Source organism: Shewanella loihica PV-4, assembly GCF_000016065.1.
Taxonomy (GTDB): domain Bacteria; phylum Pseudomonadota; class Gammaproteobacteria; order Enterobacterales; family Shewanellaceae; genus Shewanella; species Shewanella loihica.
In genome coordinates this window covers 1,935,053-1,955,512 of the sequence record NC_009092.1, presented here as the reverse complement: position 1 = coordinate 1,955,512, position 20,460 = coordinate 1,935,053, and the positions used below count along the sequence as shown (strand labels likewise).

At 51.2% G+C, this 20,460-nt stretch carries 15 protein-coding genes; 3 read left to right on the top strand and 12 right to left on the bottom strand.

The genetic code is table 11. The annotated features are described in order from the left end of the window. Window positions 1-68: 68 nt before the first annotated feature. On the bottom strand, window positions 69-1,721 hold the full coding sequence (gene pstA / locus SHEW_RS08805; RefSeq protein WP_011865498.1) for a phosphate ABC transporter permease PstA: 1,653 nt from the start codon (window positions 1,719-1,721) through the stop codon (window positions 69-71). Between the two features lie 60 nt (window positions 1,722-1,781). Further along, window positions 1,782-4,040, bottom strand: coding sequence for an ABC transporter permease subunit (locus SHEW_RS08800; protein ID WP_011865497.1), 2,259 nt, complete (start codon window positions 4,038-4,040; stop codon window positions 1,782-1,784). Between the two features lie 279 nt (window positions 4,041-4,319). Between SHEW_RS08800 and SHEW_RS08795 the strand changes: the two genes are divergently transcribed. Further along, window positions 4,320-4,817, top strand: coding sequence for a glycine cleavage system transcriptional repressor (locus SHEW_RS08795; RefSeq protein WP_011865496.1), 498 nt, complete (start codon window positions 4,320-4,322; stop codon window positions 4,815-4,817). Window positions 4,818-4,868: 51 nt separating this feature from the next. Here the strand turns inward: SHEW_RS08795 and SHEW_RS08790 are convergent, their stop codons facing one another. The 7 genes from SHEW_RS08790 to SHEW_RS20825 all read right to left on the bottom strand — a co-directional run bounded on the left by SHEW_RS08790 (window position 4,869) and on the right by SHEW_RS20825 (window position 11,068). Next, a complete protein-coding gene (locus SHEW_RS08790) occupies window positions 4,869-5,753 on the bottom strand; it encodes a DMT family transporter (RefSeq protein ID WP_041406605.1) in 885 nt (294 codons plus the stop codon). A gap of 662 nt (window positions 5,754-6,415) precedes the next feature. Then, entirely contained in the window at window positions 6,416-6,763 is a 348-nt protein-coding gene (locus SHEW_RS08785; protein WP_011865494.1) for an Imm8 family immunity protein, read from the bottom strand. Between the two features lie 92 nt (window positions 6,764-6,855). Further along, window positions 6,856-7,368: a hypothetical protein gene (locus SHEW_RS08780; RefSeq protein WP_011865493.1), complete on the bottom strand. Its 513-nt coding sequence runs from the start codon at window positions 7,366-7,368 to the stop codon at window positions 6,856-6,858. Window positions 7,369-7,970: 602 nt separating this feature from the next. After that, the gene (locus SHEW_RS08770; RefSeq protein ID WP_011865492.1) at window positions 7,971-8,918 is read right to left on the bottom strand and encodes a DUF4365 domain-containing protein; all 948 of its coding nucleotides are present in this window, start codon (window positions 8,916-8,918) and stop codon (window positions 7,971-7,973) included. Between the two features lie 60 nt (window positions 8,919-8,978). Beyond that, entirely contained in the window at window positions 8,979-9,491 is a 513-nt protein-coding gene (locus SHEW_RS08765; RefSeq protein WP_011865491.1) for a hypothetical protein, read from the bottom strand. Between the two features lie 112 nt (window positions 9,492-9,603). Next, window positions 9,604-10,092, bottom strand: a complete 489-nt coding sequence (locus tag SHEW_RS08760) for a hypothetical protein (RefSeq protein WP_011865490.1) — start codon at window positions 10,090-10,092, stop codon at window positions 9,604-9,606. Window positions 10,093-10,180: 88 nt separating this feature from the next. Next, window positions 10,181-11,068 (bottom strand): hypothetical protein, encoded by an 888-nt coding sequence (locus SHEW_RS20825; RefSeq protein ID WP_011865489.1) that lies wholly within the window; start codon window positions 11,066-11,068, stop codon window positions 10,181-10,183. Between the two features lie 960 nt (window positions 11,069-12,028). Between SHEW_RS20825 and SHEW_RS08745 the strand changes: the two genes are divergently transcribed. Beyond that, on the top strand, window positions 12,029-12,850 hold the full coding sequence (locus SHEW_RS08745) for a DUF2797 domain-containing protein (RefSeq protein WP_011865488.1): 822 nt from the start codon (window positions 12,029-12,031) through the stop codon (window positions 12,848-12,850). A gap of 346 nt (window positions 12,851-13,196) precedes the next feature. Further along, window positions 13,197-15,329: a TonB-dependent receptor gene (locus tag SHEW_RS08740; RefSeq protein ID WP_011865487.1), complete on the top strand. Its 2,133-nt coding sequence runs from the start codon at window positions 13,197-13,199 to the stop codon at window positions 15,327-15,329. A 177-nt stretch (window positions 15,330-15,506) separates the two neighbouring features. On the opposite strand, the gene SHEW_RS08735 is transcribed toward SHEW_RS08740, so the two are convergent. From SHEW_RS08735 to SHEW_RS08725, 3 genes are all read right to left on the bottom strand, one after another. Next, the gene (locus tag SHEW_RS08735; RefSeq protein WP_011865486.1) at window positions 15,507-16,010 is read right to left on the bottom strand and encodes a DUF2541 family protein; all 504 of its coding nucleotides are present in this window, start codon (window positions 16,008-16,010) and stop codon (window positions 15,507-15,509) included. A gap of 328 nt (window positions 16,011-16,338) precedes the next feature. Continuing rightward, complete coding sequence (locus SHEW_RS08730) at window positions 16,339-17,016, bottom strand: DUF4136 domain-containing protein (RefSeq protein ID WP_011865485.1); 678 nt, start codon at window positions 17,014-17,016, stop codon at window positions 16,339-16,341. Between the two features lie 309 nt (window positions 17,017-17,325). Beyond that, window positions 17,326-20,220, bottom strand: a complete 2,895-nt coding sequence (locus SHEW_RS08725) for a M9 family metallopeptidase (RefSeq protein ID WP_223294781.1) — start codon at window positions 20,218-20,220, stop codon at window positions 17,326-17,328. Between the last annotated feature and the right edge of the window lie 240 nt (window positions 20,221-20,460).

Below are 20,460 nucleotides of genomic sequence, written 5' to 3'. Positions count from 1 at the left end.
TAATCACTTCAGGATAAAGGTTATTCGCGCCCTAGCCTAGCCCAGGCGCGATTAATTCGGGTTTTAGGTTAGTGTTCCAGCGAGCGATACTTCTCACGCAGGTGGTTACGCACGGCGATGGCGGTCAGGTTAAGACTCACGATCACAGACACTAACAGGAAGGAGGTCGCGTAAACCAAGGGACGCGCCGCCTCAACGTTGGGGCTCTGGAAGCCCACATCATAAATATGGAAACCTAGGTGCATGAACTTGCGCTCAAGGTGCACAAAGGGGAAGTTCATATCGATCGGCAGGGTCGGTGCCAGCTTCACCACACCCACCAGCATCAGCGGCGCTACCTCACCGGCCGCGCGGGCAACCGCCAGGATAAGACCTGTCATGATTGCCGGGCTCGCCATAGGGATGATGATGCGCCACAGGGTCTCTGCCTTAGTCGCGCCCAGTGCCAGGCTGCCTTGACGGACAGAGCTAGGAATACGGCTCAGACCCTCTTCGGTCGAAACGATCACCACAGGCAGGGTCAAAATAGCCAGAGTCAGCGCCGACCAGATCACCCCGGGCGAACCAAAGGTCGGTGCCGGCAATGCTTCTGGGAAGAAGAGTTGGTCGATTGAGCCACCCAGCATGTAGACGAAGAAGCCAAGACCAAATACGCCGTACACGATTGACGGTACACCCGCAAGGTTGATCACCGCGATGCGGATCATCTTAGTAATTGGGCCTTTCTTCGCATATTCATGCAGATAGATAGCCGCGACCACGCCAAATGGGGTCACAATCACCGCCATCAGCAGCACCATGAAGACGGTACCGAAGATTGCCGGGAAGACACCACCCTCAGTGTTGGCCTCGCGGGGATCGGCGCTAACGAAGTTACCCACGCCGCTAAACCAGTGGCCAATCTTACCCATGATGCCAAGGCGGTTAGAGTAAGTAACACCTAAGATACTATCGAGTTTAAGGGTCACCTCTTCGCCGCGCATGTCACGGACGATCACCGCATCACGGCCCGCCTCTTCACGCAGATCGAAGAAGGATTTTTCGAGTACCTTGTAATCGGCTTGCAGCTTGTCACGCTCGGCCGCCAGCTCTGCCTTGCGGCTGTCGGTCAGGGCGTTGTCCAGCTCATAGCGACGCTCTTTCAGACGCAGGTTTTCCAGCGCATAGTTCACGGCACCAATCTCACGCTTTTGCAGCGTGGTGGCCTTGTCGCTCAGGGCTACCGCGCGCTCGATATGCTCTTCAAACGAGGCTTCCACATCGTCCAGCGCCAGGCGCTTACCATCTTCTATGATGGCGATTGGATAGCCGAAGAAGTCACCGTTCTTGCTACGCTCAAGCTTTGCCAGATCGGTTGGCATGGTGCGTGACAGAATGTCTGTCTCCAGCACCCAGCGAAAATCCAGGCCGACGAACTCACGGTTACCCGTCTTAATAAGGTAGCGAGTCACCAGCTCACCTGGGTCTTCACTAAACTTGTGTCCGGCAGAGATCAGGCGCTCGGTTGGCACCTCTTCCTTATCGTAGATCTCACCAATAATGGTTGAGCGCTTGCCATGCTGATCCACCACTTCCCACTGGTAGATATCTGCTGGCCAGAAGTAGCTCAATCCTCGCCAGGCAATCAACAGCAACAAGCCCAACACGGCGATCAAACTGATACTCACGGCGCCACCTGTCATCCAGATCCAGGGGGAGCCCGACTTAAACCACTTACCCATTACATTGGCCTCTTAACGTCACAGGCGAAAAATTAAAAATCGATAACATGCCAGCCTCCCTTAGAGTGAACTGTAGCGTTCACGCAGACGCTGTCTCACCACCTCGGCGATGGTGTTAAACAGGAAGGTGAAGATAAACAGTACGAAGGCCGCCAGGAACAGCACGCGGTAGTGCGAGCTGCCGATAGCCGATTCAGGCATCTCCACGGCGATGTTAGCCGCCAGGGTACGCATCCCCTCGAACACGCTCCACTCCATGATGGCAGTGTTACCGGTAGCCATAAGCACGATCATGGTCTCACCCACGGCGCGGCCAAGGCCCATCATGACGGCAGAGAAGATCCCCGGGCTCGCGGTAAGTAGTACCACGCGGGTCAGGGTCTGCCAGTTAGTTGCGCCCAGCGCCAGGCTGCCGTTAGACAGGTGACGCGGTACAGAGAACACGGCGTCTTCGGCGATAGAGAAGATGGTTGGGATAACTGCAAAGCCCATGGCGATACCCACTACCAGCGCGTTACGTTGGTCGAAGGTGATCCCCAGCTCATTGGTGATAAACAAACGGGTATCGCCGCCGAAGAAGGCCACTTCGATACTCGGACTGATATAGAAGGCAAACCAGCCCACGAAACAGATAACAGGTATCAGCATCAGCTCTTGGTATGTCTCAGGCAGACGCTGCTTCCAGCGACCCGGCAACTTGTACCAGCCCAGCGCCGTCAACAAAATACTGATAGGCAGGAGCACCAGCAACATGATGATCCCCGGCAGGTGATCCTCAATAAGCGGTGCCAGCCAGAGACCGGCCAGGAAGCCCAGAATAACCGTCGGCAAGGCTTCCATGATCTCGATGGTCGGCTTCACCACGGCGCGCACTTTTGGCGACATGAAATAGGCGGTATAGACGGCGCCGGCAATGGCCAAAGGCGTCGCGAATAACATGGCGTACAGCGCAGCCTTCATGGTGCCGAAGGCCAGCGGCATCAGACTGAGCTTGGCTTCGAAGTCATCCGACCCTGAGGTCGACTGCCACACATATTGCGGCTCGGGGTAACCTTCGTACCACACCTTGCTCCACATGGCGCTCCAAGACACCTCTGGGTGGCTGTTTTCCACCGCAAACAGATGCAGCTTGTTACCCGCCTCGACCACCAGGGCGTTGGCACGTGGGCTAAAGCCCATCTGGGTGGCGTGGGCCAGATCGAAAGTCTCGGTGAAGAGTTTGCGCTGACTCGTGGTATAGAGCAGGTCCAGCTCGCCAGACTCGCTGACTGTGGCGAAGCTCTTACGGTAGAACTCACCAGCGATGCGCTTCACGCCCGCCTTGTTCTTAAAGTCGCGGATCTCCTGGTACTGACGACCCTTGTCGCCATTAACCTGGAAATACTGGAAGATTTGGCCATTGTCATAGCTCACCAGCAGCGAGCTGGCGCCGGCCAGCAGGGCAACGTCTGTCACCTTGGTCTTGGCACGTTCAAGCTCAATCACCTGACTTAGGGCTATCTCATCCACATAGCGGATATCGTAGACGTACAGGCGATTTCCAGAGCGCAGCAGCAGCTGGCGCTGATCTGGGGTCATCAACTGCTGATCGACCTGAGCAGGCGCTTCCTGGATCTGACTGGTAGTCGCTTCCCACTCCACCTCTTCGGTCATCATGTTCTCTTCACCGTTGTGGCGGGTCAGGAACCAGCGACCATTGGCATCATGATAGGCGAAGCTGAGTTTGTCAGAGGCCGAGGCGAAGGCCAGCTGATAAAGTGGCGTGCCCGACTCAGATACCTGTAGCGGCGATGCGCCCAGCGGATAACGCAGGCTTGGGGTGATCAGACGCTTATTATTGGGATAGGTCACGGCGAAGTTAACACCGCCTATGATCACCTGACCGTTAGAGAGGCCGAAGGCAAAGCGCTGCTCGCTCGGTACACCGGCGACGCTGCTGACGATTTCGGCGTCCTGCGGTACATTTATCTGCTCCTGCTTGACCAGGCTGGCACTTAGGGCGCTATAGAAGCTGACCCCGCCATCCTGCGACACGCGGTAGAGGATCTCGTTTTGCTCGTCGCTGCCCACCATAAGTGCTGGCGATTTGGCATCTTGCAGTTCGACATTTATCACTGGTGTGACATCTGCCCCATCGAAAATCGGCTTTACAACATAGAGTAGGTAGAAAAAGATCAGCAAGAGCGCCACGAAGACCATGGTGCCGCCCATCGTCACCCCTATCTGGGTGAGCTTATCCTTAAATGCTCGCTTGCTGGAGCCCTTGCCCATCAACAAATCTGTTGCAGTAGAACCAGGTTGAATGACCTGAGTTTCCATTAAGAACCTCGTTAATTTTTGTTCAGTAGAGTTTTCGCTGGGATTGTCGTTTCTGCTATGTTAACTATAGTGAATCGAGGCAAGCCCTTTTCTGACAGTCGGGATTATATGACGCAAAGATGACACTAATGTTACAGCCAGAAAATGTCATCATTATAGGAGCTTGTTAAACTTTTTCAGCCGCTTTTCATATTGTTAATGCCGGAAATTGATTCAACCGCGCCCTGTCCGGGGTGCGTGGCGATACCGCACTCAACCAACTGATGGAGCCTATGCGAAATGTTACGATATTTAGTCACCCTGCAAGTCGCCGATAAACCAGGATTGGTCGAACAGATAGCCCACAGCGTCAGCCGCCACGGCGGTAACTGGCTCGACTCTGAGCTGCGCCACATCGACGGCATCTTCGCCGCCATCTTGCTACTGGAAGTCCCCGCCGCCAACTGGGACACACTGCTGGAAAATCTGGAATGCATCGAAGGCCTCACTCTCACCTACGCCAAAACCCGTAAGACTCAGGCGCCGCAGACTATACGTCGCTACTCTCTGGTGGCCTACGACAGACCCGGCCTGGTACATGACATCTCGAACAAGATCAATGAGCTGGGCGCCAACATCGAGCGACTGTCCACCCATTATGAGACCGCCAGCCACACGGGCGTTGCCCTGTTTCGTGCCAACTTCAGCCTGAGTGTGAAAGATGAGGCCGCCGAGCAGCGCCTCACCCAGGCCCTCTACACCATAGGTGACGACGTGGTACTGGATATCGTCGATTAGTCAGAGTGTAATTGTTGTTAGTGTAAGAATAGTTCAAGAAAAAAGCGGCAGTCATGCCGCTTTTTCGTGCCTGGATTTCACCAGATAGCGCAGCGGCAACTGGCTGATTAGCATGCCCAGCAGCATCAGGCCACAGCCAAATAGTGCCCGGCCCGAGAGACTCTCCCCCAGAAACATCATGCCACCTATGGCAGCAAACACCGTCTCCAGACTCAAGATGATGGCAGCATGGGCCGGATGGGCGTGCTTTTGCGCCAGCACCTGCAGAGTATAGGCTACGCCGACCGAGACCAGCCCAGAGTAGGCCAGCGCCGCCCAGGCCGCTTGAACGCCCGCCACAGTGGTGGTTTCCAGCACCAGCGACACCCCAAAGCTTGCCAGGGCACATACCAGGAACTGACCACAGGCCAGCACTACTGGGGCCACTCTATTGGTGAAATGGTCCACCGCCAGGATATGCATGGCCCAAAAGATGGCGCCAATCAGCTGTAAGCCATCGCCATAAGAGATGCTGAAATCATCGCCCACACTCAGGAAATAGAGTCCTACCGCCGCCACGGCGCAGCCAACCCAGGTATTGGTGCCCGTGCTGTGTTTCAGCAGCAGGCCGAGCACAGGCACCAGCACGATATAGAGCCCGGTAATAAAACCCGCGTTGGCCGCCGTGGTGTGCAGCAAGCCCACCTGCTGAAAGGAAGCGGCGATAAACAAGATGCCACCACAAGCGAGGGAGCCAATCAGGACCCGGCGTAAAATATCTTTATCGGAGACGCCTTTTAACCTGCCCTTACGTTGCATCACCCAGATGAGTGGCAGCAGACTCAACGCACCTATTACGAAGCGCAGGCCGTTGAAGGCAAATGGCTCGAGATGATCCATCCCCAGGCGCTGCGCCACAAAGCCAAGCCCCCAAATGGCTGCCGCCACCAATAACATCAAATTTGCCACACATCCCCCATTCCATTACGCCAAAGGCAATCCGTTATTCTGCCCAGCGGTTTAAACATTTACAACGCTTCGTTCAACATAAAAAACAGAACAGTCAAGACGCTAAAAAGGAAAGTGGGCCAAAAGAGGCGCTCACCAAAAGAACACGATTAATAAGTGCCTAGGTCTGCAAACTGTTACGAGGAGCAGATGCTGCTAGCACAGCAAAACGCCGCCCGTTACTCCATTGGCGCACGTTACAGCTTCTAAGATATCGATTGAGGTAAGGAAGAAAGTCCCGGGCAAAAGCCCCTGGATGAGGTCATTGCCGCGGCGCCCGCCGCGGCTTTTTTTTATCTGCATCGACAGTAATCAATTCTCACACCAAACTAGGCAGATGACTGACGCTAACGTATCAAAATCGACATGACATGAGATAGTTCAGCGTTAAACACCTCGTCAGCTTACCCGAATCGAATGAAAACTTAGTGACTCCCCACCTAAACCTAAGTTGTTTTTGGACATTTTCGAGTTAAAGCCTTAACTCTAACCTGTCAGTTTCGGATAAAAATTTCTATGGGATAACGCTTTACGAAGGGGCAAATGCGAGCCCCGCGAGTATTTGTCCCGCCCGCTGTTTGGGCAAACTTACGCAACTTGTTATACACCATTTACCGATGCGTCCATTCGTATTCCCAACCATAGTGTTTGGAAATTTGCCTAAACATTCCTTCCCAACTAACGTCAGCGCAATTGGAAAGAACTTTATTTAATTCCTTTAAAGTCTCATCCCAAGAATAATAAGGCAATACAAGGAGATGGCCTTTATCGGTCGATTGAGACAGAGATTTTTGTGTTATCACATGGACCTGAAAGTCATAGGTTCCCTTCATTCCTTCTGCTCCAACAGAAATATTTAACCAGAAATCTACTTCCGCTGGATCTTCAAATATCCATTTATCAATAGGATCAAAGTCTGAACAGTCAAAACTTCTGATGACGGGAACGAAATTATTCATTTGGTGTATAACGCTCTGTTAAGGGGTGAGCAAAATGTAGCGGCGATTAGTTTTGATGTCCCAGCGAGCTTGCGAGCGACTTGATGCGTTTGTTAGGTTACGTCCAGCACAAGTTTTCCAAGCTCGAAAATCTGCGTCGAAACAAGGTCTACAATTCTCTCAACTTGACCATCGATTTCAACAACGAAAATAGGGGTGAAGTTTAGGGTAAGCCGACCTTGTGACGTTGCTTTCTCCTGAATCAACTTTGGGGTTCTCTCAAAATTTAATCGAACTGAACCAGGAGATTTTTGTGGCAATCTACCAAGACTTGCAGCTTCCACGTGAGTAACATGAACAGTTGTATTTCTCAAACCTCCTTTACCAGAGCCTGCGTAAAATAGAGGATGTGATTCTCGAAATTTTTTCACCATAGGCTCTTGTTTTCCACCCAGCATTTCCGTTGCAGAGTAGAGGGTGTTGAGTACCGCACTGAGCAAAAAAGAAGCCTCCTCATCAGGGTTATCGTGATGAGTAAGTGAGTTTCCTCGCTTTTCAAGGGCAGTTATCAACTCCAAGAAAAAGTTAGCTTCTGAAATTTTTAGTCGATAGCTTTTTATGTCCATAACTCTTCTTGGTTGGCAGAGTGCCTCACAAGTAACCTAACGCCCGCATAACGGGCAAAAATACGTAGACTATAATAACGAGCTAAGCGAGGGAGCCTACGTGTTTTTGTCCCCAGCGAGCGCAGCGAGTGTTAATGCGTTTGTTAGCTGTATACGCATCTAGTTGCATTTAACTTCTGCTTGAGTGTACTTGACGAGTATCGGTTTTCGGTGAGCAACTACCGAAAAGAGCTCGTTATATTTGGAAAGAGCAAAATCCCCCGAGCACAGTTCTCCAGCCCTTCTAATCAAGTAATGTCTAAGTTCTTCATTCTTCCAAGATTCCAGACCATGGTACTCAATCAACCACTTTTCGTCACTAAGTAGAGTTTCTTTGTACCCTATATGCATTCCGTCAGCATTTTCATCTTCAACCAATTCGCTTGGCAATTGTTGATAAGGTCGATTCGTACACCCAGCGAGAACGATTAAAACTACTAATATACAGAATATAAATCGCAACCCGTTCCCCCTTCAGTACAGCTAACGCCGCTAGCAGGGGCCGAAAAACCAGAGCGAAGCGGTGGTTTTTGGGTCCCTCTGGCTGGCTTTGTTATAAATTTTTACCACTGCAAATCATCTGTAGTGAATGTTTTCCCTTGGAATTTGCTTTTTTCGGATAGAAAGCCGTCGATTTCCATGAATGACCTACCAAGTTCGTTTAGCTCTAACTGTATTCGGTAAGAGGCTATTTCACCGTCTTCCTGATATGGAACTATACCCTCAGGTTCGTTGTACCATTCGTCAAATGACATACCATGTATTGCTCTTCCTTCTTCCTTGTCGTAAGTCATATAGCACTCGGCATCCCATTGCCCAATACTGCCTTCACGATGGGCCTCGATATCCATTCGAAAATCTGCCCAAGGTAGGAAAAATTCGAGAGCCTCTTCAATCGACATGCCTGGACAATAGGTCATTGGCCAATGCTGGCTTTCATCCTCACAGCTAAGTCTGATTTGGTACCTGCTCAGCGACTTATTTATCCAGTCATCAAACTCTACAAAAACTTCATAGCCTTTGGTTATCTTCTCCATCCAATAGCGATCTAGTTTTAACTTATTAAGTTTCTGTATATATGGTTCGGGCTGAGTAAGTTTACTAAAGGCTATTAGGCTTCGATCATCCAGAACATGAGTTTTAGGAACTTCAATTTTCCACCCTTTGCCAGTGGATATAACAGTATCTTCATTTACATCTTGCCAATACAAAATGTCATCATCAGTGTTGTATAAAACTAAAATTACTGGGAGCGTGTGATTAGACCAATATTCGATATGTTTATCTTCTGTTCTAAAAATATATGAGTTTTCATTTTCTTCTGAGAAAAAGCTCATTCCAGACTTTATCTGTATCGCAATTAGCTGGCCCGTAGGGTAATTCTCGTTTGTAGTCTCGACATGAGCATCTATTCCATAATCATGTACCATTTGCTCTCTGAAAAGCCATCCATGAGAAGAAAAGTAGTGATCTAGCTTGGATACTCCTAGTCTTTCAGTTTGTGTCTGCATGTTCCCCCAGTCTTGCTTTGATTTATAACGCCGCTAGCATAGGCGCAGCTTTGTTAGAAGCTACTTTACACATTTAGAAATTTTTTCTCTGACCTGAATAAGCTGCTCATTAAGTTGTGCCGAATATTTTCTTAACTCAATCGCTTTTTCTTTATCAGCTGCAAGCCGCTCCTCATCTTTTTTACTGTATGAAATGAATAAAGACAATGCATTTTGTATGCTATCTTCTACTTCTCTTTGTTCATCGATAATAGAATTGGCCTCTGATGCATATCTTTGGCAAATCGATCTCGAAAACTCAGATACACTAGCTCTAAGACTATCATTGTTGGACTTTAAATCAGCGTTTTTAGTTTCTAGACCCTCAATTCGTTTAAGAGCTTTTTCGTATAGTTCAGCACTAATGAACTGTTTTTCTATATCTGTTTTATAAACATAAGAGCCTTTTAGAACCACATCTGCGTTAAAGAAATCAGACAGATATTTGTAAGCTCCAACACCACCGATGAAGCCTAGTAACAAAAAAAGTAATGCGACGGCAACACTATTTTTAAATTCATTCCAAAATTCCAATGTGATCTCCTGTCACCTTCTAACGCCCTGCTAATAGGCAAAATTATGTTGGCTAAAATGTGAAACGGAGCGAAACCGAGCCAACGTAATGTTGTCCACTTTGAGCAGCTTGTTATAAGCCATTTACTCCGATTAATTCTATTTCTTCTTCACCGGTTAAAGTTGGAAAGTAAGGGCCAATATCATTTTGTCTGATTATTTCTCCATCTTTGATGTACAGGAGATAAGGATAGCTAGGCATTAAATCAATGGCATCGATAAAAATTGACTGGCTGCATCCAATAGTTATTGTTTCTAGGTTTTCTTTCCAAAACAGGCGCTGTCCTTCTAAAAAAGCTCCCTTAAGTACATCGACGTTATCAAGTTCAACATCAAAGTACTTAGTTGTGCGATTTTCGTCATTTACTCTTTCCGTAACATTTACAACCCGTGCTTTCAAAATGGTATCGGCCTCTCTAGCGGCCTTTTGAGCATGCTCTATTGCAAGAGCTTTTGTTTCTTTATAGTCCTCCATTTCCTCTTCGAAAGATAAAATTTGGCAAGCATTTGTGCTTACGCTAAAAAGAAGAAAACTAGAGATGATATGCTTAAGTTTATTCATGGTTTATAACGCTCGCAGCAACCGCTGCATTGCAGTGTAGCCGTAGGCGGAACGGAAAAGCCGTCGGATTGCCTGCGCTTGTTATAAATCAACTCCATGGCAACGCATCTATGTCTGGATGTGATCCGATATTTTTCTCAATACGGCTTTTTATCCTGAGCTTCAAAGTTATGCCGCCATTTCGATGGCGATCCAGCAGGTATTTTGCTGTGCTTTTTAGAAGCCATTCGGTAAATTCCTTACTCTCCTGCTTCAATAAATCTAGTACAACATCACCAAAATGATCCTTGCTAGGATCGATCACTTCTGAATGTTCGGCTTCGTACCCGAAAGAAGCAAACTTGGCTCTATCACTTTGGGTAACGTTTCCTTGATTATGAGATAAAGTATGCCGAATTTGAAAAATAGTCTGAATTGCCACAACTCGTTTCCGTAGCGGGCTATTTAGATCATTTGGCTTGTAGCGCTTTGCGCCAATCAGCATGCTGGTGACATTGTCAATGTTCTCTAAATTATGGAATAGCTGCTGCTCAAATATAAGTGCCGTGAATGATGCCGAACCTCTTGAAGCCCAAAGCACTTTGGCATCAACATTGCCTTTGATTTTTTCTGGTGGAACATATCTTCTAATCGATTTTGCCAGCCCAACAAACGAGCTTTTGAAGAAAACCTCAAATGCGTTTATCGCCTCTAGGAGGCATTGCTGGGATGCGTACCAACGATACTTTCTATAAACAGCATCTTTAGGCCCTCGGCCTTCTGGGTCTAGCTGTCGCTTGGCATCTAGCAATTGTTGGTGTCGTGAGTCAATCCAGTTGAGATAGCTTTTCTGGTGCCGCAATTGCGCATTAAATTGGTCTTGCGCACAAAGCTCTACTTGGCGAGATAGATGTCTTATGCCTTGCGCTTCCGTCGTTGAGATTTCATCCCGGTCTACAAACGGAACAACATTCACGGCTCCCCGTGGTCTGGCCATGCTATAAGCCTCTCTTTGATTTATAACATTTTATTAGTGCGCATGCGCGTTTACCTCGTTGGACCAGTGAAAACGCGCACAGTTAACTATCTGTATATAATGAACTTATCAGTATTTTACTTAATATACCACCTGGAAAAACGCGCATGCGCGTTTTCCAAACCTATTATCTACTTGACAAAGATTGCAATCAGTTGATTTTAAAGGGAGTTATATTATCAATAACGGCAAAACGCGCACGGATTTAGGCTTAAAATCACCCAAAAGTCACATAATTTAAATATGACTGTGTATCTGTCCAGTTTCTACTTCATGTGGTGAATCGCACAAACAGGACTTAGATAAGAAATTGTTGAGTAGTAAGTTTGCGATTTACTGGCTGACCAACAACTCACTTTGGGGCAAAAATCAGTTAGCTTTCACGTCTTAAATACACCAATACCGCCAAATCGAAGAGACGTTAGATACCGAGTTTAGATACGCCGATGACCTTCCGAAACAGGGCCGAAAATGTTCCCGACATTTTTCGGCATTTCCTCCATCCATGGAGGTCAGATGGCGCACAGCGTGTCACAGGCGTATCTGCACATAAGCCCACCGCAGGTGATAGGTTGCCATGACGGTACGACCTTCAACTCATATACCAATGACGACAGCGCCAGACGCTACAACAGCAAAAGTGCAAACAAAGCCCCCCCCGCTGGGCAGGCGTTTGGTTGCCATGAAAGTACGACTTTCAAGCGTACTCAACAGGTCAACACGCCGCTAGACGTTATACACCCAAACTCCAACATCCCAAACCTTCCCCCACCAGCCTTTGGAAAATGCCCATATCCCCCATGGCAGCATCTAGATGCTGCCAACACCATTTTCATCTTCCCCCCGTTAACTGTTACACTCATCACAAATTCACGAAGAGTCAGCGCCGCGGCGTATGACTCCAACGCAATTGAGAGTGTCATGCAAGGAACCTTGAGAAAAATGCGCACCAGGCTCGATGAGCAGGGCCTGGCCAATTATCAGCTGCTAGTGGGCGACAATGAAGTCGAACTGAACCCCTTTATCGGTAGCAGTATCAAACTGGTTCATACGGGCAACATCTTCTGCTGCAACTGCGGTAAGAAGACCAAGAAGAGCTACTCCCAGGGCCACTGCTTCGTCTGCATGAAGAAGCTGGCGAGCTGCGATATGTGCATCATGAAACCCGAGACCTGCCACTTTGCCGAGGGGACCTGCCGCGAACCCGAGTGGGGCGAGGCCAACTGTTTCGTGCCCCATTATGTCTACCTCTCCAACACCTCGGGGCTCAAGGTGGGGATCACCCGCCATACCCAGCTGCCGACCCGCTGGATAGATCAGGGTGCGACCCAAGGCCTGCCTATCCTTAAAGTCTCCAGTCGTCAGCTGTCTGGCCTTATCGAGGTGGAGCTGGCCAAGATGATCGCCGACAAGACCAACTGGCGCGCCATGCTAAAAGGCAATGCCGACCCTTTACCGCTGAAACAACATGCCGAAGAGCTGCTACCGCAGATTGAGCAGCACATTCACAGCCTGGCGATGGCCCATGGCGAATACGCCATCGAGCGGTTGAATGAAGAGATAGTGGCCATCGACTATCCGGTGAGCGAGTTCCCCACCAAGATAGCCTCCCACAACTTCGACAAGGATCCGGTAGTGAGCGGTACCCTACTCGGGATCAAGGGGCAATACCTGATCTTCGACACTGGGGTGATCAACCTGCGTAAATTTACCGCCTACGAGGTCAGCTTCGAGGCCGAGTGACCTGAGATTTCGTGACTCAGATGCCCGCGCCTGCATATCTAAGTTATGCAGGCATTTTCATCGCCAATCTAATGTAAATTTTTCGATAAGCTCTGGTGCAGTTTCTTTATCCAAATTCAGGGGGTTAAAACGCCACACTCCGCTTGAAGCAATGTCACTTACAGCACTGCCGCCCCCTTCCCCACAGCTAACACATCAGCTGAAGCAACAGCCGATTCCAAACGCGAGCCTAGCCGACACAAAAATGTAACATATGTAAATCCCGAGCAAACTTATATGATAATCTATATCATTCGCATCAAATTATTGTTCAACCTTTTTTCGTACTTAACCTTAGGATAACTTGATGCCCGCTCACCTTCCTTTAAAGAGATCACCTTTGGCCCTCTACACCAGCCTCTTCTGTCTTGGGCTGATGAGTCAAACGGCCGTTGCCGCCGATGCCAGCATAGAACGCATTATTGTCACGGGTAGCCGCAGCGCCGAGAGCATCGAGGAGGTGCCCTCCTCGGTGACCCTGATCGACAACAAGACCCTGGCGCAGGATATGTTGATCACCTCTGAACTGCAGAACATGCTGGCGTTTCGCGTGCCGGGCATGGCCCCCAGTACAGGCACCTCGAGTAATGCCGGTCAAACACTGCGTGGGCGTAAGGCGCTGGTGATGATCGACGGCGTACCTCAGTCTACCCCACTGAGAAACGGCAGCCTGGGCATTCGCTCTATCGATCCCAGCGCGATTGAGCGTATCGAGGTGATCAAGGGTGCAACCTCCATCTATGGCAACGGCGCCTCGGGCGGGATCATCAACTACATCACCAAGACCCCAAGCAGCGATGCCAAGGCCAGCGTTGAGCTGGGCGCCTCGAGTAAATTCAGTGCGGTCAAATTTGAAGACAGCGCAGGTTACCGCTACCACGCCAGCGTGGATGGCACCCTAGATAAGTTCAGCTATGTGGTCAGCGCCGCCGAGGAGGAGACAGGGCTCGAATATGACGCCGAGGGCGATATCATTGGCTTGATCTACGGCCTGTCGGAAACCAAGTCGCAAAACCTATTCACTAAGCTTGCCTATGAGTTTGACAGCGAGAAGCAGGTGCAGCTGACCTACAACTACTATGAGGCGCAGCAAAACGCCGATCTCATGGATGTTACCGGCAGCGTCAACAGCGGCGAGAAAACCTACGCCATCAAGAGCAGCGAGCCTAAGCCGGGCGTACCACAGGGGCCGCGAGGCAACCACAACCTGATGCTGAAATACACAGATCAGGAGATCTTCAACCAGACCCAGCTCACCTTGGACGCCTACTACCAGAAGATCGAAAACATGTTCTTTTACTCTGCTGCGCTAGCCAACCCCAGCGAAGGCTATGATGGCGGCCAATCGCTGATCCGCTCAGAGAAGCGCGGCCTGCGAGTCAACCTCAACAGCTACGCCGACTGGGACAATGTGTCGGCCAGCTTCATCTATGGTATCGATGCCCTGAACGATGTCAGCTCACAGCCGCTAAACGATGGCCGCATCTGGGTGCCCGAGATGGACATGAGCAACCTGGCGGGTTATCTACAAACCAAGTTGACCATTCATGATGACTGGATTGTCAAAGCAGGCGTGCGCCACGACAGAGTCGATATCGCCATAGACGATTACAAGACCCTCAAGGTGTGCCGCAGCGCCGACACCTGCTCTGTGCCCTTCGACGTTAAGGGCGGCGAGCTTAACTTCACCTCCACCACCTATAACCTGGGCCTGCGCTATCAGCTAGCCGACGCCTTCAGCCCGTTTGCCAGCTTCTCACAGGGGGCGGACATCTCAGATCTTGGCCGCCTGCTGCGTACTGCCACGGTGAATGATATCTCGCTGATCCAGACAGAGGCGTCGATCGTCGACAACTATGAGGTAGGCTTCTCGGGCCATTACGACAAGCTAAGCTATGAGCTGGCGGCGTATCGCAGCACCTCAGAGCTAGGCACCAGCAACGCCTATGACGCCGCGACCGGGGTTTACATGCCGGTGCGCGCACCGCAGAAGATCTGGGGCTATGAGGCGCAGCTGGCCTACCAATGGCTGGATAATCTGGCCACAGACATCAGCTACAGCTGGGTCGAGGGTAAGGACACGGAGAAAGATATCTACCTGGATGGCCAGGTGATCTCGGCGCCTAAGTTTACCGCCTCTATCAACTGGCAGCCGATCGACGATGCGAACATCGCCATCAACTACCTGTATGTGGGCGATCGTAAGCGCTTCGAGACGGTCGATGGTCAGTATGTGGGCGCCCAGGGGCCGGTGAATCACTACAACCTAGTGAATCTCAGCAGCAGCTATCAATTGGATAACTGGCAGTTCAGCCTAGGGGTCGAGAACCTGTTGAATGAAGATTACTACTCGGCGCGTTCGCAGGCCTTTACCTATGCGGGCTACAACACCAAGGGCCTTGGCACCACCATCAACCTTGGCGTGAAGACACGTTTCTAACCGATAAAAGAGCGCCGCCCAGTTACCCGGCGGCGCTTTTTTCCGACTCGTGCTTGAGAGATCTAGCAAGCGTGTGTTAGCAAGCGAGTGTTAGCAAGAATGCATTAGTGAACATATGAGAGCCTACGCTAATGCCTGTTGTTACTTATGCGCTAACAGCGTAGCTTTCTCACAACACTAGTCCTTGTCGCTCGCTTGCTCTTTATCGCTCGCTTTTTCCTTGCCTAGCACAGTGATCTTGCCCTTCTTGGCAACCCCGGCTAACCCTAGCGCCTGACTGCCAACACTGTCGTAGGCCAGCTCGATACGCTCAAGATGCCCCTCGCTCTTAGGCACTGTGATGGCGCGGCTCGACAGCCCCTTGGTCAAGACACCGAGATTATCCACCTTCTTCGACTCGCCATCGCTCATGAAGAGCTCGATCTGTTTTAGGTTCACCGTGCCCTGATCGCACCTGAGTTTAATACTGGCTAGGTTCTGCTCCTTGCGCCCCAGCTTCACCTTATCCACCTCGGCCTTATAATCGACCGTCTTCTGGGCTAGCTCACGCCACTCGGACGCCAGCACCCGGTTGGCCGTCAGCGGCGTTAGCAGCACCAGGCCCATCAAGAACGAGCCGAGCAAGGGCAAAGGCTTACTGCCGATAACCCGTGAGAGATGATGTTTAAAAGATGACAACATGGCGATACTCCTTATCTGATAAATGACCTGCTATAAGGCCTGGGACCAACTTCACCGCTGCTTGGTGCGCTCACATTGACTGCACTCAATTGAGTGAACACGCGGGCCGATAATAATCCAACTAACTTCTAGTAAAGCTTAATCTTCTAGTAAAGCTTAGTCTTCTAGTAAAGCTTAGTCTTCTAGTAAAGCTTAATCCTTCCTACTAAGCCCCATTAACCCTAACAAACCTTAGTAAGTCCTCTCGGCTTCGGCCAATCACACAACCTGCGTGTGCGCTAACACTGCCTAATAAGCTTCTGGCTAACAAGCTTCTGACTAAGACTGATTAAGGGGTTTGCGGCAACTCGCTGAGCATCTTATTGATCACCCGAGTAAGCCTCTCGTCGGCCTGCTGCGCCGCCAGGGTGCTGTCTTGATTTAACGGGGTAAATCCCTGGGCTAACACCCGCCAGCTAGGCTCCATCAACCTAGGGTCGAACACCAGAAGCAACACAGAGCCTTTCTCGAAGCGGCGCATGTCCACCCCTTGGGCCGAGACCCCCGGCACTAGCCCGACTTTCTGCAGGATCTCACCATCGCTCATGGTATCGCCGAGGGCCACGCCATAGCCGATCAAGAGATCTGGCGAATCCGATGCCAGCACCTGTCGATAGCCCTTGGCCTGCATCACGGCGGTGATGGCGCCGCGCATTCGCGATTTTAGCTGTTCCGGCTTCACCTCTTGCCCCACATTGAGTAGCTCGAAATCTGGGTGCAGGGCAAACGCCTGTCCGTCTTGGCTAGCTTGCCCCTGGATGAAGCTCAAATCACCACTGGCCACCAGGGTCAGACGATCCTCGGGCGCCATCGACAGTTGCAGAGGCTCCTCCTGAGTCACGCTGCAGGCGGTCACGCTGGTTAACAGCAACAGGCTCAAGCCCATTTTTAGCCCCAAGTTGAGGCCCAAATTAAGGCCCAAATTAAGACCCAAGTTCTGGCTCAGTTTTAGCAAGCTAGATTTCATTACGGCTCCTCGTCCTTATTAGGAATCGTCCTTCACAGAGATAGTCGGATTGGACCAAGTATCGGATTGGACAAAGTATAAGCGAAAGATCATGAACCTAGCCTGACAAAACCTTAACAATCATCTTGCTAGGTGATACGACGACGGCCAAAACCAATGACCAAAGCCCGCAGCCATAAGAAAAGATGAGAGATGATGAGAGAAGATGAGCGAATAAGAACCTGAGCGAGGCAGATAAAAAAACGCCGGCAAGATGCCGACGTTTTTAACTTAAAGAAACTGAAAGCAAATTAGTAAAACACTAAGTGCTTAGTTGCTAGCCAGGGTAACCAGCAAACTGGCGCCACTGCTTGAGGGCGCTCCATCGGCGCTGACATAGAACCAGCCTTCGGCAGGTGAAACGACGCGGATCTGCTCGCTGTTGCCGACGTTTTCCGACTTGAACTGATAAGCCGTCGGGCTCGCCCAGGTCGTTGCGTTGGCGTAGAGGTTCAGATCGCCGCTACCATGGGCCGTGTTGATCTCGATAGCCGCCGTATTGGCCGGCACATAGAAGTAATAGCTGGAATGGCCGTCGTCCACACACACCGCCTGACCAAACTCTACCCCGCCATAACTATAAGGGCTTTGGCTTAGGCAGGCATCCGCCACCTGAGGCGAACCGTTATCCGGCGTAGTGTCGGCGCTCTGGCTGATCTTGAGGCTAACGCCCTCAAATGGCGTCACGGCTACCGTCGAGAGATAGACCCAACCACGATTGGCGACCACGCTGATCAGCTCCTCGTTGCCGCTGTTTTGCGACTTCACCTCATAGTCGCTCGGGCTCGCCCAGGTCTGCTGGTTAAAGTAGATATCCAGATCGCCCTCACCGCCCGTGGTGCTGATATAGAGCTGAGTATTATCCTGCTCGACATAGGTATAGTAGTAGTTCACCCCTGTGCCTGCCACACACTCGGCCTGCTCCTGGGTAATATTGCCGTCGCTGATGGTTGCGGCGCCGCAGTTCCCCGTCTGCCCACCACCATTGGCCGCATCGGCGTTATCGCCGATACCGTTACCATTCTCATCCGCCCACTCGGTCGGATCGTTGGGGAAGGCATCTTCGCTGTCGATCACCCCGTCACCATCGCTGTCGACCGGGGTCACTATGCCACCGTCGAGCAGCGTATCGTTACTAGTCACCGTCAGCAGCCAGCTGTTCCACTCTGCGTCATAGTTCGTGCCGATAGTGTTGTCGATATAGCTGAGCCAGGCCGAGGTATCACCGGCGCGGGCGTGAACTAACAAAGCGTCCACATCGCTTCTGTGCTGCTCGAACAAGAAGCGCACCGCCAGATAGCCCCAGCGATAGACCCTGTCGGTACCGCTGTCATAGGTGTTAGACAAGATCTCGCTCAGGCTAAATTCTTGGCTGCGGCCGATATCGATCGCCTCATCGTAGCGATTCTGATGGGAGATGTATTCGGCGAGGCCCTCGGCCCACCACACAGACTTACCCGTGTCGACATCGAAGTAGTTAAAGGCGCCGTAAAGATTGAAGCGACCATCCAGGTAGTGCACATATTCGTGTCTCAGGTTCCACACCAAGATGTCGTCGGTCCAAGTGGCCTCGTGGGCGATAAAACGTGCCTGGTTGTCGGGATCCGACGGCGTGCCTTCCAGGTACATGCCGCCGTTGTCAGTGTTGATGCCGAAGATGATGCCGGCGTAGACATCATAGTCGTCATAGCTATCGAAGATATTGACCTGCAGATCTTCGTTGTAGTCGTCCGCCACTGGCTCGCCGCCGGTCGCCAGGATCTGATGGAACAGCCCCTCTTCCTCACCCATGAGCTCGCAAGAGGCCTGCAGCTCCTGATCCGTCAGCTGCTGAGCGCGGATCTTGATGGTGTCCGAGCAGCTGTAGTGAATAGCAAGCACACTGGCTTCCACCTCATCCTCCCAGCCGCAGATGCCGAAGCTGTCGCACTGGCCAGGGTTGTAGTAATCCAGATAACCGGCCGCATCCACCCACTGCTTAGACAGACGGTTAAACTTGGCCATATATTGCTGCACGCCGCCGTTGAGGGCCGTTTTCAGGCTATCCGGTAGTTTCCAGTAGGCCTGATACTCGTAGAAACGTCCAAACTCGTGAAAGGCATCCGTGGACTCGAAAGCATACTCTGAGTTGATGATGTAGTCCGAGGTCGCCACCTTGAGCAAGGCGGCGCGCAGGGCATCATACTCCATCGACGCCTTGGTATATTTTTCATCCCAGTTGCCGCGATACAGGGTGGTGAGCGCCTTGGTCAGCGCGCTTCTGTGGTACCAGGAGGCCAGATGCTGCTCGCTAAACTGATTCAGATAATCGGTGATCACGGCCACCGAATCATAGTAGTTGTAGGAGCTGTCCCAGGCGATGAAATATTCCTGCAGTGTGTTGCCCTGCATGTCGCTCAGGCTGTTAAAGGCCGGGTTCTTGGCATATTCCAGTAGCAGCTCACGCATGGCATCGCTGGCGCGGCTGTCACCATAGCTGAGATCATCGTTGTAATACTCTATGTAGAAGGCGCCTCGCAGGAAGTAGAACAGGTTAAACAGCTCGCCGCCGGTGCTGCTATCGTAACTTGCAGCCGTTGCCTTGGCCAGATTCGCCACGGCCACCACATTGTCGGCCTGATACACCTTGACCGCGGTGGCATCGTTGTGAGAATAGAGCTCGGAGATACAGGAAAACTCCGCCTGGCGAACAAAATCGTACAGCGCCTGACCACTCAAGCTGTCGAACTGGCTGTAACCATTACAGGCATCCGCCTCGGCCGCAGGCCCGGTCGCGCCTTGATTGCCCTTCATGCCTGGCAGCGCCGATTGCCCCTTACTCCCCTTCTCCAATTTGCTATCACGCTTCTCAGGCCTCACGCCTTCGCCCTGCTCCGCATCACGTGCCCCTATGGGCTTGCGCGCAGACGTGTCGAATCGAGAACTCGCAGCGGCCTTGTCGGCAGACGGCTTCACCTTCTGGGCAGGTGCGGCTTTCGTCGGCGGCGCGGCTTTTGTCGACGGTGCGGCTTTTATCGAAAGCGGGCCCTTTACATCCTTTGCCGGCATGCCTTGTGGCTGAACATCTTGAGCGTGCAGCACCAGCGGGGTGGCCAGTAGCGAGCAGGCCAAGGCCAGCGCGGTTGGGGTGAAGCGGCGAGCGCCGCCTAATGTTTTATTTGTCATATTGGTTGTCATATTGGGTGGTCTCCAGACCGAACGACCATTAAAGGCCTCTCATTACTCAGGTTGAATTAGCCCGGTTCGCCTTCTCTGAGGCGTTATATCGAGCGATTAGCACATCCTTGTTAACCCAGAGTTAACAATTTATGGCAACACCGTTATATTTTATACAATATATTATTGCAAGTGCCCGGCAGGAGATTTACATTAGGAATGTACAAATTACCACAGAGATAAGCTGAC

What these genes read in the sequence shown, in the direction of transcription:
- SHEW_RS08745 (WP_011865488.1), top strand. Translation starts at nt 12,029, where the DNA reads ATGCAAGGAACCTTGAGAAAAATGCGCACCAGGCTCGATGAGCAGGGC.
- SHEW_RS08785 (WP_011865494.1), bottom strand. Translation starts at nt 6,763, where the DNA reads ATGAATAATTTCGTTCCCGTCATCAGAAGTTTTGACTGTTCAGACTTT.
- SHEW_RS08725 (WP_223294781.1), bottom strand. Translation starts at nt 20,220, where the DNA reads ATGACAAATAAAACATTAGGCGGCGCTCGCCGCTTCACCCCAACCGCG.
- SHEW_RS08770 (WP_011865492.1), bottom strand. Translation starts at nt 8,918, where the DNA reads ATGCAGACACAAACTGAAAGACTAGGAGTATCCAAGCTAGATCACTAC.
- SHEW_RS08730 (WP_011865485.1), bottom strand. Translation starts at nt 17,016, where the DNA reads ATGAAATCTAGCTTGCTAAAACTGAGCCAGAACTTGGGTCTTAATTTG.
- SHEW_RS08790 (WP_041406605.1), bottom strand. Translation starts at nt 5,753, where the DNA reads ATGTTATTGGTGGCGGCAGCCATTTGGGGGCTTGGCTTTGTGGCGCAG.
- SHEW_RS08740 (WP_011865487.1), top strand. Translation starts at nt 13,197, where the DNA reads ATGCCCGCTCACCTTCCTTTAAAGAGATCACCTTTGGCCCTCTACACC.
- pstA (WP_011865498.1), bottom strand. Translation starts at nt 1,721, where the DNA reads ATGGGTAAGTGGTTTAAGTCGGGCTCCCCCTGGATCTGGATGACAGGT.
- SHEW_RS08780 (WP_011865493.1), bottom strand. Translation starts at nt 7,368, where the DNA reads ATGGACATAAAAAGCTATCGACTAAAAATTTCAGAAGCTAACTTTTTC.
- SHEW_RS08735 (WP_011865486.1), bottom strand. Translation starts at nt 16,010, where the DNA reads ATGTTGTCATCTTTTAAACATCATCTCTCACGGGTTATCGGCAGTAAG.
- SHEW_RS08795 (WP_011865496.1), top strand. Translation starts at nt 4,320, where the DNA reads ATGTTACGATATTTAGTCACCCTGCAAGTCGCCGATAAACCAGGATTG.
- SHEW_RS08760 (WP_011865490.1), bottom strand. Translation starts at nt 10,092, where the DNA reads ATGAATAAACTTAAGCATATCATCTCTAGTTTTCTTCTTTTTAGCGTA.
- SHEW_RS08800 (WP_011865497.1), bottom strand. Translation starts at nt 4,040, where the DNA reads ATGGAAACTCAGGTCATTCAACCTGGTTCTACTGCAACAGATTTGTTG.
- SHEW_RS20825 (WP_011865489.1), bottom strand. Translation starts at nt 11,068, where the DNA reads ATGGCCAGACCACGGGGAGCCGTGAATGTTGTTCCGTTTGTAGACCGG.